Below are 15934 nucleotides of genomic sequence, written 5' to 3'. Positions count from 1 at the left end.
GTCTTTGGATCGGTGAATCAGCGGAACTGGCGCAGGAAACGGATGTCGCCGTCGAAGAACAGGCGCAGGTCACTCACCCCGTAGCGCAGCATGGTCAGCCGGTCCGGTCCCATGCCGAACGCGAAGCCGATGTGCTTTTCCGGGTCCAGCCCCATGTTGCGCACCACTTGCGGGTGCACCTGGCCGGAACCTGCCACTTCCAGCCAGCGGCCGGCCAGCGGCCCGCTCTGGAACTGGATGTCAATCTCGGCGCTGGGCTCGGTGAACGGGAAGAAGCTGGGCCGAAAGCGCAGCGCCAGGTCGTCGCTTTCGAAGAAGGTGCGGCAAAAATCGGTGAAGACGACCTTCAGGTCCTTGAAGCTGACGTTCTCGCCCAGCCACAGGCCTTCGCACTGGTGGAACATCGGCGAGTGCGTCGCGTCGCTGTCGACGCGGTAGGTGCGGCCGGGGGCGATCACGCGGATCTCGGGCATCGCTTCGCCGCGCTTGACCGCTTCGGCGTATTTCTTGATGTGCGCGTGGGCGTAGCGCACCTGCATCGGGCTGGTGTGCGGGCGCAGGTTGTAGGGGATGCCGTCGTCGCCATCGATGTCCACGTAGAACGTGTCCTGCATCGAGCGCGCCGGGTGGTTGGGCGGGTTGTTGAGCGAGGTGAAGCTGTGCCAGTCGCTCTCGATCTCGGGGCCGTCGGCCACGGCGAAACCCATGCTGGCAAAGATCTGCTCGATGCGCTCCAGGGTCAGGGAGACCGGGTGCAGGCCGCCCGGTTCGCGCACGCGCCCCGGCAGCGAGACGTCGAGCGCCTCGGCTTCGAGCTGCGCTTCGAGTTCGGCGTCGGCCAGCGCCTGGCGGCGCTCGCCCAGCGCGGCTTCGATCGCCTGCTTGGCCTGGTTGATGGCGGCGCCGCGCGACTTCTTCTCGTCGACCGGCAACGCGGCCAGGCCCTTCATCAGCTCGGTGATGCGGCCGGACTTGCCGATGAACTGCGCCTTGGCGTTTTCCAGTTCCGCGGGCGTGGCCGCGCCGGCGAAGGCCGCGCGGGCCGACTCGATGATGGCTTCGTGTTCTGTGGTCATGGGAAAAAGAAAACGGGGCTAGCGCCTTGCAGCCCTAGCCCCGTCCTGTGGTTGACACCAGGCGCTCCCTTGCGGGTGCGCCTACCGTGAACTCAAGCAGCCAGCTTGGCCTTGACTTGCTCCACGATGCCGGCAAACGCCGCGGGGTCGTGATAGGCGATATCGGCGAGAACCTTGCGGTCGATCTCGATGCCGGCCTTGCGGATCCCGTTGGCGAACTGGCTGTAAGTCATCCCGTTCAGGCGCGCGGCGGCGTTGATACGGGCGATCCACAGCTGGCGGAAGACACGCTTCTTGGCACGGCGGTCACGGTACGCATACTGGCCCGCCTTCATCACCGCCTGTTTGGCGATGCGATAGACGTTGCCGCGGCGGCCGCGGAAGCCCTTGGCGAGGGCGAGAACCTTCTTGTGTCGGGCGCGAGCCGTTACACCACGTTTGACGCGAGGCATGTGAGTTTTCCTTTCGTCTGTGGGTTAAAGGCCGGCGAACGGCAGCATTTGCGCCATGTGACCCATGTTGGTCTCATGCACGGCAACCGAGCCACGCAGGTGGCGCTTGGTCTTGGTGGACTTCTTGGTCAGGATGTGACGCTTGAAGGCCTGGCCGCGCTTGACCGTCCCACCGGGACGGACGCGGAAGCGCTTCTTCGCACCGCTCTTGGTCTTCATCTTGGGCATGTGAATGCTCCTTCTTCGTTCGTGCTCGTGAGGCGCCGCGGAAAAGACCGCGTCTTGAGAGCCTCGAGCCACTATTTGGCGAACCCTGGGGTGCGCCGGGTGGAAGGGCCAAAGCCCTTCCTTCACCACCACCGCGGCGACCAAACCGTGATGGCTCTGAAACTATTTACGTCGACGGCGTCGTCGTCACCGGAGCGGCGGCGGCGGCACCCTCGGCGGCCTTGGTGGCCGCCGGCTTCTTTTTGCCTGGCGCGATCATCATGACCATCTGCCGGCCTTCCAGCTTGGGGAACTGCTCCACGAGGATCGTGTCCGCCAGGTCGTCGCGCAGCCGATTGAGCAGCGCCACGCCGATTTCCTGGTGCGTGATCTCGCGGCCGCGGAACCGCAGCGTGATCTTGCACTTGTCGCCTTCGGCCAAAAAGCGGCGGATGTTCCGCAGCTTGATGTTGTAGTCACCGTCGTCGGTGCCGGGTCGGAACTTGACTTCCTTGATCTCGATGACCGTTTGCTTGGCCTTCGCTTCCGCTGCCTTCTTCTGCTCCTGGTACTTGAACTTGCCGTAGTCCATCAACCGGCAGACCGGAGGGACTGCAGTGGCGGCAATTTCGACCAGGTCAACGTCCGCTTCACCGGCAAGGCGCAATGCCTCGGTGATGTTGACGATGCCCAGGGGTTCGTTGTTGACCCCGCTGAGGCGGACTTCCGGGGCCATGATCTCCCGGTTCAGGCGGTGCTTGCGCTCCTCGCGGTGGCGGCGGTCGCGAAATTCAGTAGCGATGGTTCGAGTCCTTCAATTCTATAAGCTACGAAATATGTAGCATCACCGTGTTGGTACGCGCGGGCAGCAGCTCAATCAGCTCTTGCCTGCGATGTCTTCGGCAATCCGTTTCTGGAACGCTTCGAGGGACATCACGCCGAGGTCCTGATTGCCCCGGGCGCGCACTGCGACGGCACCGGCCGCCTTCTCTTTCTCGCCGACGACGAGGAGGTAAGGCGGCTTTTGCAGCGAATGCTCGCGTATTTTATACGTAATTTTCTCGTTGCGCAGATCGGTCGCCACCCTAAGCCCTTGATTCTGCAAAGCTTTGGCAACATCCCGCACGTAATCGGCCTGTCCGTCGGTGATGTTCAACAGCACCGCCTGCACCGGCGCCAGCCATGCCGGCAGCGCGCCGGCGTGCTGTTCGATCAGGATGCCGATGAAGCGCTCCATGCTGCCGACAATCGCCCGGTGCAGCATGACCGGACGGTGGCGGGCGCCGTCCTCGCCCACGTATTCCGCGTCGAGCCGCTCGGGCATGGAGAAATCGACCTGCATCGTGCCGCACTGCCATTGGCGGCCGATGGCGTCCTTGAGCGTGTACTCGATCTTCGGGCCGTAGAAGGCGCCGTCGCCCGGCGAGACCTCGAACTCGCAGCCGGACGCCCGCAGGCTTTCCATCAGGGCGTGCTCGGCCTTGTCCCAGCTCTCGTCGGAGCCGATGCGCGCCGCCGGCCGGGTCGCGACCTTGTAGATGATGTGCTCGAAGCCGAAGTCGCGGTACACCTTCTGCAGCAGCGTCGTGTACGCAGTGCACTCCGGCAGGATGTGGTCTTCCGTGCAGAAGATGTGGCCGTCGTCCTGGGTGAAGCCGCGCACCCGCATGATGCCGTGCAGGGAGCCAGTCGGCTCGTTGCGGTGGCACTGGCCGAACTCGCCGTAGCGCAGCGGCAGGTCGCGGTAGCTCTTGATGCCCTGCTTGTAGATCAGGATGTGGCCGGGGCAGTTCATCGGCTTGAGCGCGTACTCGCGCTTTTCCGACTCCGTCGTGAACATGTTGTCGCGGTACTTGTCCCAGTGGCCGGTCTTTTCCCACAGCGTCTTGTCCAGCAGCTGCGGACCCTTGACTTCCAGGTAGCCGTTGTCGCGGTACACGCGCCGCATGTATTGCTCGACCTCCTGCCACAGCGCCCAGCCGCGCGGGTGCCAGAACACGACGCCTGGCGCGTGGTCGTCGATGTGGAACAGGTCCAGTTCGCGGCCCAGCTTGCGGTGGTCGCGCTTCTCTGCCTCCTCCAGCATGAGCAGGTACTGCTGCAGCTCCTCCTTGCTGGCCCAGGCGGTGCCGTAGACCCGCTGCAGCATCTCGTTGCGGTGGTCGCCACGCCAGTAGGCGCCGGCCACCTTCATCAGCTTGAAGTGCCTGAGCTTGCCGGTGCTGGGCACGTGCGGGCCGCGGCACAGGTCCTCGAACTTGCCTTCGGCATACAGCGAGACGTCCTCGCCGGCCGGGATGCTGCCGATGATCTCGGCCTTGTAGGCCTCGCCGATGCCCTTGAAATGGGCCACGGCCTCGTCGCGCGGCAGCACCCTGCGCGTGACCGGCTCATCCTTGGCGGCAAGCTCGGCCATGCGCCTTTCGATGGCGACCAGGTCGTCGGGGGTGAAGGGCCGCTGGTACGCGAAGTCGTAATAGAAGCCGTTCTCGATCACCGGGCCGATCGTGACCTGCGCCTGCGGAAACAGCTCTTTGACCGCGTAGGCCAGCAGGTGCGCCGTGGAGTGGCGGATCACGTCCAGGCCTTCGGGGTCCTTGGCCGTGACGATCGCCACCTGGGCGCCGTCCGGAATGACGGCCGAAGTGTCGACGACCTTGCCGTTGACCTTGCCGGCCAGCGCCGCCTTGGCCAGGCCGGGGCCGATCGAAGCGGCGACGTCGGCGACCGTCACCGGGGCCGGGTACTCGCGGCGGGAGCCGTCGGGAAGCGTGATCTGGATCATGGAATGCGTTGGTCCGGGTGCGAAAAACAAAAAAGCGCGACATGCAGCCGCGCTTTTCAGTTGGGGAGGGCAACTCGGTGCACGCGACTACGCGGCCTCACAGGACCGTGGGAGCTTCCGTGGTAGTTCGCGGTGTCATCACCGGGTTGCCTTTCTCGCTCTTGTCAGGGCTCGGATGGCCCAAATTCTAACCCGCCGGCTCCACGCCGGTGCCGGCGCAGGTCGGGCATTCGGTGATCACGGTCTGCTTTTCGACCTCGAAGTTCTCGTCGATGTTCTCGCTGTCGATGCGGTTGCCCGCCGCAGTCGGGGCAGCGCTCGGCGCTGAGGTCGCGCAGGTTGAACACCCCCCGCCTTGTCTTCGTTCGAGGTCATGTCCGGCTCCTCCCCAGCGAAAGCTCGACTGTACTGAGCGGGGAAATGCCAAACCAGAGCCTCGCAACGTCGCTCGAAGGTCGGCCTTGACCGGGCCGTCCCCGAGCGGGCACCGCGCCCGCAGGCGCCACGCAGGACCGGCTGGGCGCCCAGGCTTGAGTTCCCGCTTGCGCCGGAACGACGCTTACGCCGCCTTGCGCTGCTCGAAGAACTGCTCGTCCTCCGTCGATCCCTTCAGGGCCGCGGTCGAGGCGTTCGCCTCGATCGTGGTGGTGACGGCGTCGAAGTAGCCCGTGCCCACCTCGCGCTGGTGCTTGACGGCGGTAAAGCCCCGGTCGGCGGCGGCGAATTCCTTTTGCTGCAGTTCGACGAAGGCGCTCATGTTGTTGCGCGCGTAGCCGTAGGCCAGCTCGAACATCGCGTGGTTCAGGCTGTGGAAGCCGGCCAGCGTGATGAACTGGAACTTGTAGCCCATGGCACCCAGCTCCTTTTGGAACCTGGCGATGGTGGTGTCGTCAAGGTTCTTCTTCCAGTTGAACGAAGGCGAGCAGTTGTAGGCCAGCAGCTTGCCGGGGAACTTGGCATGGATCGCGCCGGCGAAAGCCTTGGCAAAACCCAGGTCGGGTGTGCCGGTCTCGCACCAGATCAGGTCGGCGTATTCGGCATAGGCCAGGCCGCGGCTGATCGCCTGCTCCAGGCCTTTGTTGGTACGGTAGAAGCCTTCCACCGTGCGCTCGCCGGTCAGAAACGGCCGGTCGGTCGGATCGACGTCGCTGGTCACCAGGTCGGCGGCCTCGGCGTCGGTGCGGGCCAGCAAGATGGTGGGCGTGCCCATCACGTCGGCGGCAAGGCGGGCGGCGATCAGCTTGGAAACCGCCTCCCGGGTGGGCACCAGCACCTTGCCGCCCATGTGGCCGCACTTCTTGGCGGCGGCCAGCTGGTCCTCGAAGTGGACGCCGGCGGCGCCCGCTTCGATCATCGCCTTCATCAGCTCGAAGGCGTTGAGCACGCCGCCGAAGCCGGCTTCGGCGTCCGCCACGATCGGGGCGAAGTAGTCGAGGCAGCCCTGGTCGCCCGGAGCCTTGCCTTCGCTCCACTGGATCTGGTCGGCGCGGGCGAAGGTGGCGTTGATCTTCTTGACCACCTTGGGCACCGAGTCCACCGAGTACAGCGACTGGTCGGGGTACATCTCGCCGTTGCTGTTGGCGTCCCCCGCCACCTGCCAGCCGGACAGGTAGATCGCCTTCAGGCCCGCCTTGACCTGCTGCATGGCCTGGTTGCCGGTCAGCGCGCCCAGGGTGTTGACGAAGGGTTCGGTGTTGATCAGGTTCCACAGCTTCTCCGCGCCGCGCCTGGCCAGCGTGTGCTCGATGGCCAGCGACCCGCGCAGCTTGACCACGTCTTGGGCGCTGTAGCCGCGCCGGATGCCCTTCCAGCGCGGGTTCTGCGCCCAGTCCTGTTGCAGTTGGGCGATCTGCTCTGCGCGGCTCAGATGGGTCCAGTTGCTCATGTTCACTCCAAAGGTAGTTGCCAAAACCGGGGCCGGGGTGTGTTCCGGCAGTGAATGAACTTTAAGTCTTGTAGAAGACTTCCTGATGTTCTTATGTCTTATAGAAGACATCATATTATTCCGTGTCGAATCAATGGCTTGCGAGCCACTTTTCGCAATGCAAAATCAACTTTCTTGTGTTGAGAAACATTGCGGCGCCGCACCATCTTCGTTTTTCGCACTGCAAAAACCCGCGAGACGCTGTGAAACCGGCGGCCTCAGGCATGATCCGGCGCAACTCAGATCCTCGAGTGCCGATGCGTGCCCTGCCCCGCCCCGCCGCCTATGCCTGCCTCGCCCTGAGCATGGCCCTGGTGGGCAGCTACGTGGCGCTGTCCAAACCGCTGGTGGCGGCGATTCCGGTGTTCCTGCTGGCCTGGCTGCGCTTTGGCATCGGCGGCGCCGCCATGCTGCACTGGCTGCGCAAGCCGCCGCAGGAAGCGGCGCTGGCGCCGCGCACACGCTGGCTGCTGTTCCTGGAATCGTTCCTGGGCAACTTCCTGTTCTCCATCTGCATGCTGTTCGGGGTCAGCATGACCAGCGCCGTGTCGGCCGGCGCGATCATGGCGGCGATTCCCGCGGCCATCGCCATCCTCAGCCGGATCTTCCTGCGCGAACGGATCGCGCCCCGCACCTGGGCGGCGATCGTCTGCGCCGGCGCCGGCATCGGCTTGCTGGCGCTGGCCGGGCCGGGCGCGCACACCGGCGCGCAGGGGGCGGCCGGTGCGTGGACCTGGCTCGGCAACCTGCTGGTGTTCGCCGCCGTCGTCTGCGAGGCCGCCTATGCCGTGATCGGCAAGGCCCTCACCGGGGCGCTGGGCCCCAAGCGCATTACCTCGCTGATCAACCTGTGGGGCTTCGTCCTGGTCACGCCGTTCGGGCTGTATGCGGCCTGGCGCTTCGACTTCGCCGGCGTCACGCCGGGGCTCTGGATGCTGCTGCTGTTCTATTCACTGGCGGCCAGCATCTGGACGGTGTGGCTGTGGATGACTGGCCTGAAGGTGGTGCCGGCGGCGCAGGCCGGCGTGTTCACGGTGATGCTGCCGATCTCGGCGGCGCTGGTCGGCGTGCTGGTCCTGGGGGAAAGTTTGAGCGGGATGCAGCTGCTGGCGTTCGGGGCGGCGTTGGCGGGCATGGTGCTGGCCACTGTCCCCGGAAAGGCAGTTGCTGGGTTCCCGCCTGCGCGGGGATGACCGGCCGAAGGATCGCGATCGCGATCCTCAGCGGCCGGTCACCTTCCTGATCGCGGGCTTGATGTTCTCGCGCCGGGCCGGCAGCACCGTCGCGTTTTCCCGCGGCATGTTCAGCAGGATCGAGGTCGAAGTCTCCGTCAGGATGGAAAAACGGGTGACCACCGCATCCAGGTGCTCGACGTCGATCACGGCAATCTCCAGGATCCAGCAGTCCCGGCCGGTCACGTTGAAGGCATTGACCACCTCCGGCGTCTGCTCGATCAGCTTGACCACCCGGGCGTACTCCGCCCGCCCCAGCCGCAGCAGGGCGCGGATGCCGTAGCCCAGGCGCTGGTAGTCCACCACGGCGCGGTAACCCTTGATGAAACCGGCCATCTCCAGCTTGCGCACGCGCTCGGTCACGGCGGGCTGGCTCAGGCGCACCAGCCGGCCCAGCTCCGCCATGCTGGTGCGGGCGTCACGCTGCAGCTCGGTCAGGATCAGGGTGTCGTGGTCGTCGAGCTCTGGAACTTCGGTCGGCATGATGTTCGGCCTTTTAAAACAAGGTCACTCAAGGTACAGGCCTTGAATCTTGCATGCAAGCGGCAGCGCCGGCAAGCCAGGAACCCGAACCCGTGCTTGCCAACTGCTCTCCAGGGGGAAGACGGCTGTTTGCGCCCCGATGAAAAAGCAACATTTCCCAATGAAAAATCCCTGTTTTCCCTTGGACGCGGGGTTTTTCTCCATTAGCATCCGCACAGCCAGTGAGAGTGCAGTTCCGCTGGTGGTTCATCTCAAACTTCTAGAAGGAAAATCAATCATGGCAACTGCGAAAAAAGCGGCGGCGAAGAAGGCGCCGGCGAAGAAGGCGGCTCCGGCGAAGAAGGCGCCGGCAGCCAAGAAGGCGGCTCCGGCCAAGAAGGCTCCGGCGGCGAAGAAGGCAGCCCCGGTCAAGAAGGCAGCTCCGGCGGCCAAAAAGGCAGCTCCGGCCAAGAAGGCCGCTCCGGCGGCGAAGAAGGCTCCGGCGGCGAAGAAGGCTCCGGCCGCGAAGAAGGCAGCGCCCGCGAAGAAGCGCACCCCGAACGCAGCTTTCATGAAGCCCCTGACGCCCGACGCAGCGCTCGCCGCGGTGGTCGGTCCGGCTCCCCTGCCGCGCACGGAAATCGTGTCGAAGCTGTGGGCTTACATCAAGAAGAACAAGCTGCAGGACAACGCCAACAAGCGCATGGTCAACGGCGACGCCAAGCTGAAGGAACTCTTCGGCAAGAACCAGGTGTCCATGTTCGAGATGGCCGGCCTCATCGGCAAGCACGTCAAGTAATCAGGTCTCGACTTGATGCGAGAAGGCCGGCTGACGCCGGCCTTTTTTTCGCCTGCGCGCGGACGCCGCGTCAGTTCTTCTTCAGTGCCGCCGACCGGATCCCGCTGAGCGTGCCGCGCGTGGTGATCACCTCCGGGTCCAGCACCACCTCGATCAGCGTTCCCTGCTTGCGCTCCAGCGCCGCCGCCAGCTCCGGCTCGAACTCCGCCGTGCGCGTGATCCGCGCACCGGCATAGCCATAGGCGCGGGCCAGCGCCACGAAGTCGGGGTTGGCCAGCTCCGTGCCGTGCACGTGTTCTGGGTAATCGCGCTCCTGGTGCATGCGGATCGTTCCGTACATGCAGTTGTTCAGCAGCAGGATGATCGACTTGCCGCCATGCTGCACCGCCGTCGCCAGCTCCTGGCCGTTCATCAGGAAGTCGCCGTCGCCGGCAATGGTGAAGGCGGCGCGGCCGGACACGATGTTGGCCGCGATGCCCGCCGGCACGCCGTAGCCCATGGCCCCCACCGTCGGCGCCAGCTGGGTCTTGTGGCCCTTGGCCAGGCCATGGTGCAGGAAGAAGCGGTGCATCCAGGAGGCGAAGTTGCCGGCCCCGTTGGTCAGCACCGCATCGGCGGGCAGCAGCCGCTGCAGCACGGCGATGATGGCCGGCATGTCGATCTCGCCGGGCAGCGGCTGCGGCTGCAGGTTGGCGCGGAAGTCATCGTTGGCGGACCGGGCCCAGGCCTCGCCCCAGGGCAGCTCCGGCGGCGCCGCCAGCACCTCGAGCGAGCGGGCCGCGGCATTCATCGTGGCGTTGATGGCCAGGTCGGCCTGGTAGACGCGGTTCAGTTCCTCGGCGCTGGCGTGGATGTGCACCAGCTTCTGCCTGGCCTTGGGCGGCACCAGCAGCGTGTAGCCGCCAGTGGTCATCTCGCCCAGACGCGGGCCGATCGCCAGCACCAGGTCGCTGTCCTTGATGCGCGCGGCCAGCTTCGGGGCGATGCCGATGCCGACGTCGCCGGCATACAGCGGATGGTGGTTGTCGAAGGTGTCCTGGAACCGAAAGGCGTTGCCCACCGGCAGCTTCCAGTTCTCGGCGAAGCGCTGCAGCGCCTGCGCCGCCTGCGGCGTCCAGCCGCCGCCGCCGGCGATCACCACCGGCTTCTTCGCCGCCAACAGCAGCTCGCGCAGCCGGCGCAGCGAGCCCGGGTCGCTCCAGGCTTCCACCGCCTCCACCTTCGCCAGCGGCCGCGCCGCCGTCGCCCGGGTCAGCATGTCTTCCGGCAACACCAGCACCACCGGGCCGGGCCGGCCGTTCATGGCGGTGGCGAAGGCGCGGGCGACATACTCCGGGATGCGGTCCGGATCGTCGATGCGCTCGACCCGCTTGGCCATGCCCTTGGTGCTGGGGCCGAAGAAGCTGCCGTAGTCCACCTCCTGGAAGGCCTCGCGGTCACGCTGGTCGCTGGCGACGTCACCGACGAACAGCACCATCGGGGTCGAGTCCTGGAACGCCGTGTGCACCCCGATCGAGGCATTGGTGGCGCCCGGCCCGCGCGTGACGAAGCAGACGCCGGGCCGATTCGACAGCTTGCCGGCCGCTTCGGCCATGAAGGCGGCGCCGCCTTCCTGGCGGTTGATGACGAAGCGGATCTGGTCGCGATACTTGTGGAATCCGTCGAGCACCGCCAGGTAGCTTTCGCCGGGCACACCGAAGGCGTGCGAGACGCCCTGGGCCACCAGGCACTCGACGATGAGGTGGCCGGCGATCTGCGTGTCTTGGGACATGGTGCTTGACTTAATTAACTGAAAAGTGAATTATCAGAGCATGGCGAGAGACACCAGCCCCGTCGCGGAAGAGCGGCTGCGCGACGCAGACCGCTCCCAGAACACCATCTTAGCGGCGGCTCGGGACGAGTTCGCCGAGTACGGCCTGGGCGGCGCGCGCATGGACCGCATCGCCGAGCGCGCGGCCCTGAACAAGCGCCTGATCTACTACTACTTCGAGGACAAAGAAAAGCTGTTCCAGGCGGTGCTGGAGCAGGCCTACCGCGACATCCGCGAGCAGGAGAACAAGCTGCACCTGCTGGACCTGGCGCCGCCCGACGCGGTGCGTCGGCTGGTGGAGTTCACCTGGAACTACTACCTGCAGCACCCCGAGTTCATGACCCTGCTCAACAGCGCCAACCTGCACAAGGCGCGCCACCTGGCCGGCTCGACCCGGGCGCGCGAGCTGAACTCGCCGCTGGTCGACACCCTGGCCGCGGTGCTGGAGCGCGGGCGCCGCGAAGGCAGCCTGCGCGGCGGCGTCGACCCGGTGCAGCTGTACGTGTCGATCGCCGGCCTGGCCTACTTCTACCTGTCCAACGCCCACACCCTCTCGGCCATCTTCGGGCGCGACCTGATGACGCCCAAGTCGCGCAGCGAGCGGCTGTCGCACATGACGGACGTGATTCTGGGCTACCTGCTGCCGGCTTGAATTCCCCGCCCGCCCGAGGGGCTTGCGTGGCGGCACGGTCTCCCTATAATTCACCAGCCAGTGAATTAGAGTCATTACACACAGACCCGCCCAGGAGACAAACCCATGCAGCTCACCCGTCGCACCCTTGCCGCCGCCATTGCCGGTATCGCGCTGGCCACACCGCTCGCCGCCTTGGCCCAGGCCGGCTACCCGAACAAGCCGATCCGCGTGATCGTGCCGTTCGCGGCGGGCAGCACCACCGACATCATTGCGCGCGCCATCGGCGACAAGATGGGCCAGAGCATGGGCCAGCAGCTGATCATCGAGAACAAGGGTGGCGCCAGCGGCACCATCGGCCAGGCCCAGGTGGCCGCGGCGGCGCCCGACGGCTACACGATCATGATCCACTCGTCGTCGCACACGGTCAGCCCGCACACCTTCGCCAAGCTGCCGTTCGACACGCTGGCCGACTTCGCGCCGGTCACGCCGATCTCCTCCACGCCGAACGTGCTGGTGATCTCGCCGGCCAAGAACATCAAGACGCTGCAGGAACTGCTGGCCTTGGCTCGCGCCAACCCGGACAAGATGAACTTCGCCTCGGCCGGCCAGGGCAGCGCCACCCATCTGAACGCCGAGAAGTTCAAGCTGGCCGCGAAGATCGAAGCCCGGAACATCCCCTTCAAGGGCTCCGCCGAAGCCGTCACCGAGGTGATGGCCGGCCGCGTCGACTACTACTTCTCTCCCATCGCCCCGGTGATCGGCCATATCCGCAGCGGCCAGCTGGTGCCGCTGGCGGTCGGCTCGCCGCGCCGCGCGGCCGCCCTGCCCAACGTCCCCACCACCGCCGAAGGCGGCGTGCCCGGTTCCGAATTCAACTTCTGGATCGGAATGTTCGCCCCCGGCAAGACGCCCGCGGCGATCGTCAACCGGCTGCAGAACGAAGTGGTCAAGGCGCTGGCCACGGCGGAAGTCAAGGAGCGTTTCCTCGCGCTCGGCGCCGATGCCTGGACGCTGGAGCCGGCCGCCTTCGAGGCCTACCTGCGCGAAGAAGTGAAGAACAACGCCGCCCTGGTCAAGGCCGCCGGCCTCGAAGTGCACAAGTAAAGAACCGCCATGCCCACCCAGAGACTCGGAATCATCATGCACGGCGTCACCGGACGCATGGGCATGAACCAGCACCTGATCCGCTCCATCGTCGCCATTCGCAACCAGGGCGGCGTCACGCTGGCCAACGGCGACAAGGTGATGCCCGACCCGATCCTGATCGGCCGCAACGCCGAAAAAATCGAGGCCCTGGCCCGCGCCCACAAGATCGAGCGCTGGGGCACCGACCTCGACAAGGCATTGCAGAACCAGGAAGACACCGTCTTCTTCGACGCCGGCACCACCCAGATGCGGCCGACGCTGCTGGCCAAGGCGCTGCGCGCCGGCAAGCACGTCTACTGCGAAAAGCCGATCGCCACCACACTGGGCGAGGCGGTGAAAATCGCCAAGACCGCCCAGGCTTCGGGCCTCAAGCACGGCGCCGTGCAGGACAAGCTGTTCCTGCCCGGGCTGCGCAAGCTCGACATGCTGCGCCGCTCCGGCTTCTTCGGCCGCATGCTGTCGCTGCGCCTGGAGTTCGGCTACTGGGTGTTCGAGGGCGACCTGCAGCCGATCCAGCGCCCCAGCTGGAACTACCGCGCCGAAGACGGCGGCGGCATGATCCTGGACATGATGTGCCACTGGCGCTACGTGCTGGACAACCTGTTCGGCGAGGTCAAGTCCATCTCCTGCCTGGCCGCCACCCACATCCCGCAGCGCTGGGACGAGGATGGCAAGCCCTACCCCGCGACGGCCGACGACGCCGCCTATGCCACCGCCGAACTGGTGGGCCACAACGGCGAGCCGGTGATCGCGCAGCTGAACATGTCGTGGGCCACCCGCGTCAACCGCGAAGACCTGGTCACCTTCCACGTCGACGGCACGCACGGTTCCGCCGTCGCCACGCTGACCGGCTGCAAGGCGCAAAGCCGCGTCAACACGCCGCGCCCGGTGTGGAACCCGGACGTGAAGAACACCATGGACTTCGGCGCCCAGTGGCAGGAGGTGCCGGACACCGAGGTGTACGACAACGGCTTCAAGATCCAGTGGGAAGCCTTCATCCGCCACGTGGTGGAAAACGCGCCTTACAGGTGGACGCTGCCCGAAGGCGCCAAGGGCGTGCAGCTGGTCGAAGCCGCGCTGCAAAGCTCGCGCGAGCGCCGTTTCGTCGATGTCCCGCCCCTGAACTTCTGAGGAAGAACCCCATGGCCCTGACCCTGAAGCTGCCGGCCGGCAACGGCGCACTGGAAAACTACGCGTTGCGCGGAACCTCTCCGGTGCAGCCCGTCAAGGGCGTGAAGTTCGACCGCATCGCCTACTCCGCCGCCCACGTGGTGGCTGACCCGCTGGCGGCCATCGACCCGTGGCTGCAGTGCGCCGTCGACTGGGACGCCACCATCGCCTACCGCCAGCGCCTGTGGTCGCTGGGGCTGGGCGTGGCCGAGGCGATGGACACGGCGCAGCGCGGCATGGGCCTGGACTGGCCGACCTCGCTGGAGCTGATCGGCCGCTCGCTCGATGCCGCGCGTGACGTGCCCGGCGCGCTCATCGCGTCCGGCTGCGGCACCGACCACCTGGCGCCCGAGAGTGCGCGCAACGTCGACGACGTGATCCGCGCCTACGAAGAGCAGATGGAAGCCATCGAAAAACTCGGTGGCAAGCTGATCGTGATGGCCAGCCGGGCGCTGGCGCGCGTGGCCAGGGGCCCGGCCGACTACGAAAAGGCTTACGGCCGCATCTTGTCGCAGACCAAGCAGCCGGTGGTGCTGCACTGGCTGGGCGAGATGTTCGACCCGGCGCTGGGCGGCTACTGGGGCAGCAAGGACGTCGATGCCGCGATGAACACGGCGCTGGGCGTCATCGAGGCGCATGCGTCCAAGGTCGACGGCATCAAGATCTCGCTGCTGGACAAGGACAAGGAAATTTCCATGCGGCGCCGCCTGCCGGCGAACGTGCGGATGTACACCGGCGACGACTTCAACTACGCCGAGCTGATTGCCGGCGACGGCTTTGGCAACGCCCCTGTGCACGGCAAGAGCGACGCGCTGCTGGGCATCTTCGACGCCATCGCGCCGGCCGCCAGTGCGGCGCTGGGCGAACTGGCGCAGGGCAACCTGGAGCAATTCCACGCCATCCTCGGGCCGACGGTGCCGCTGTCGCGCCACATCTTCGCGGCGCCCACGCGCTTTTACAAGACCGGCGTGGTGTTCATGGCCTGGCTCAATGGCCACCAGAGCCACTTCACGACGGTCGGCGGCCAGCAGAGCACGCGCAGCCTGGTGCACTTGGCCGAGCTGTTCCGGCTGGCCGACGCGGCCAACCTGCTGGAGCAGCCGGAGCTGGCGGTCAAGCGCATGAAGACGCTGGCGGCGTTGCACGGGGTCGAATGACGCACTGCCATGCCGGACCTGGTCCGGCATCCAGTGCGGCGGCAGACGGGTCCCGGCTCGAGCTGCGGACGCGACGGCCTTCATGGCATTTCGAGGAATCAGATGCGCGACTTTTCGCAAAACCACCGCTGGCTGTCCATCAACACGGCCACCATCCGCAGGAGCCGCGGCGCCGACCTGCCGCTGACGGACATCATCGAAGCCTGCGCGCAACGCGGTATCCGCGCCATTTCACCCTGGCGCGACCAGGTGCAGGCCGCCGGCCTGGCCAAGGTGTCGACCCTGGTGAGAAGCCACGGGCTGCAGCTGTCCGGGTATTGCCGCGGCGGCATGTTCCCCGCCACCGATGCGGCCGGGCTGAAGGCGGCGCGCGACGACAACCGGCGCGCGGTCGACGAGGCGGCCGAATTGAATGCGGCCTGCCTGGTGCTGGTGGTGGGGGCGCTGCCCGGCGCGCTGCAAGGCAAGGCCGCGCACAAGGACATCGCGCTGGCGCGCAGCCAGGTGCGCGACGGTATCGCCGACCTGCTCGAATACGCCCGGACGGCGAAGATGCCGCTGGCGATCGAGCCGCTGCATCCGATGTACGCGGCCGACCGCGCCTGCATCAACACGATGGAGCAGGCGCTGGATGTGTGCGACGAGCTGGACCCCAGGCGCTCCGGCGAATCATCCGAAAGGCCGCAAGCGGCCCTGGGCGTGGCGGTGGACGTCTATCACCTGTGGTGGGACCCGAAGCTGGAGCAGCAGATCGTGCGCGCCGGCCGGGACCGCCTGCTGGCCTTCCACGCCTGCGACTGGCTGACGCCAACGACCGACCTGCTCAACGACCGGGGCATGATGGGCGACGGCGTCATCGACATCCCTCGCATCCGCGGCTGGGTCGAGGCGCAGGGCTTTGCCGGCTACAGCGAAGTCGAGATCTTCTCCACCGGCAACTGGTGGAAGCGGCCGCACCAAGAGGTGCTGGACACCTGCATCGCGCGGCACAGGACGGCCGTCTGACGCTACCGTCGTCCCCGCGCAGGCCGTGACCCGTGCTTTCAGGCGCCCTTACTGCACCGGCTGCAGCCCGGTGCG

Annotated in this window: 15 protein-coding genes; 7 read left to right on the top strand and 8 right to left on the bottom strand. The window is 66.4% G+C overall.

Annotation, left to right across the window (positions count from 1 at the left end; all coding sequences use genetic code 11):
* Positions 1–17 precede the first annotated feature (17 nt).
* From pheS to aceA, 6 genes are all read right to left on the bottom strand, one after another.
* Positions 18–1076, bottom strand: coding sequence for a phenylalanine--tRNA ligase subunit alpha (pheS, locus tag JWP65_RS08060; RefSeq protein WP_299762509.1), 1059 nt, complete (start codon positions 1074–1076; stop codon positions 18–20).
* Positions 1077–1168: 92 nt separating this feature from the next.
* A complete protein-coding gene (gene rplT / locus JWP65_RS08055) occupies positions 1169–1528 on the bottom strand; it encodes a 50S ribosomal protein L20 (protein WP_299762506.1) in 360 nt (119 codons plus the stop codon).
* Between the two features lie 24 nt (positions 1529–1552).
* Positions 1553–1756 carry a 50S ribosomal protein L35 gene (rpmI, locus tag JWP65_RS08050; protein ID WP_299762503.1) on the bottom strand — a complete coding sequence of 68 codons (204 nt, stop codon included), beginning with the start codon at positions 1754–1756 and terminating at the stop codon, positions 1553–1555.
* 166 nt (positions 1757–1922) lie between these two features.
* Positions 1923–2537 carry a translation initiation factor IF-3 gene (infC, locus tag JWP65_RS08045; protein ID WP_299762567.1) on the bottom strand — a complete coding sequence of 205 codons (615 nt, stop codon included), beginning with the start codon at positions 2535–2537 and terminating at the stop codon, positions 1923–1925.
* 75 nt (positions 2538–2612) lie between these two features.
* Positions 2613–4520 (bottom strand): threonine--tRNA ligase, encoded by a 1908-nt coding sequence (gene thrS, locus JWP65_RS08040; protein ID WP_299762501.1) that lies wholly within the window; start codon positions 4518–4520, stop codon positions 2613–2615.
* Positions 4521–5079: 559 nt separating this feature from the next.
* Entirely contained in the window at positions 5080–6387 is a 1308-nt protein-coding gene (aceA, locus tag JWP65_RS08035) for an isocitrate lyase (protein ID WP_299762564.1), read from the bottom strand.
* A 314-nt stretch (positions 6388–6701) separates the two neighbouring features.
* On the opposite strand from aceA, the gene JWP65_RS08030 reads away from it, so the two are divergent.
* Positions 6702–7637: a DMT family transporter gene (locus tag JWP65_RS08030; protein ID WP_299762499.1), complete on the top strand. Its 936-nt coding sequence runs from the start codon at positions 6702–6704 to the stop codon at positions 7635–7637.
* A gap of 27 nt (positions 7638–7664) precedes the next feature.
* Here JWP65_RS08030 and JWP65_RS08025 read toward each other — a convergent pair whose 3' ends face one another.
* Positions 7665–8159: an Lrp/AsnC family transcriptional regulator gene (locus JWP65_RS08025; RefSeq protein WP_299762496.1), complete on the bottom strand. Its 495-nt coding sequence runs from the start codon at positions 8157–8159 to the stop codon at positions 7665–7667.
* Between the two features lie 277 nt (positions 8160–8436).
* Between JWP65_RS08025 and JWP65_RS08020 the strand changes: the two genes are divergently transcribed.
* A complete protein-coding gene (locus JWP65_RS08020; protein WP_299762493.1) occupies positions 8437–8937 on the top strand; it encodes an SWIB/MDM2 domain-containing protein in 501 nt (166 codons plus the stop codon).
* A gap of 70 nt (positions 8938–9007) precedes the next feature.
* Here the strand turns inward: JWP65_RS08020 and JWP65_RS08015 are convergent, their stop codons facing one another.
* Entirely contained in the window at positions 9008–10708 is a 1701-nt protein-coding gene (locus JWP65_RS08015; protein ID WP_299762490.1) for a thiamine pyrophosphate-binding protein, read from the bottom strand.
* Positions 10709–10748: 40 nt separating this feature from the next.
* Here JWP65_RS08015 and JWP65_RS08010 point away from each other — a divergent pair, with 40 nt between their 5' ends.
* The 5 genes from JWP65_RS08010 (at position 10749) to JWP65_RS07990 (ending at position 15859) form a co-directional block, all read left to right on the top strand.
* The gene (locus JWP65_RS08010; protein ID WP_299762487.1) at positions 10749–11399 is read left to right on the top strand and encodes a TetR/AcrR family transcriptional regulator; all 651 of its coding nucleotides are present in this window, start codon (positions 10749–10751) and stop codon (positions 11397–11399) included.
* Between the two features lie 105 nt (positions 11400–11504).
* Positions 11505–12485 (top strand): tripartite tricarboxylate transporter substrate binding protein, encoded by a 981-nt coding sequence (locus JWP65_RS08005; RefSeq protein ID WP_299762484.1) that lies wholly within the window; start codon positions 11505–11507, stop codon positions 12483–12485.
* Positions 12486–12494: 9 nt separating this feature from the next.
* Positions 12495–13658 (top strand): Gfo/Idh/MocA family oxidoreductase, encoded by a 1164-nt coding sequence (locus JWP65_RS08000; RefSeq protein WP_299762481.1) that lies wholly within the window; start codon positions 12495–12497, stop codon positions 13656–13658.
* An 11-nt stretch (positions 13659–13669) separates the two neighbouring features.
* Entirely contained in the window at positions 13670–14854 is a 1185-nt protein-coding gene (locus tag JWP65_RS07995) for a dihydrodipicolinate synthase family protein (RefSeq protein ID WP_299762478.1), read from the top strand.
* Between the two features lie 102 nt (positions 14855–14956).
* Positions 14957–15859, top strand: coding sequence for a sugar phosphate isomerase/epimerase (locus JWP65_RS07990; protein ID WP_299762475.1), 903 nt, complete (start codon positions 14957–14959; stop codon positions 15857–15859).
* The last annotated feature ends 75 nt before the right edge of the window (positions 15860–15934 follow it).

Origin of the sequence: Ramlibacter sp., assembly GCF_028292805.1 — a bacterium.
Taxonomy (GTDB): domain Bacteria; phylum Pseudomonadota; class Gammaproteobacteria; order Burkholderiales; family Burkholderiaceae_C; genus Ramlibacter.
Note: the sequence above shows the minus strand (reverse complement) of the source record. Positions and strands in the feature narration are given on the sequence as shown.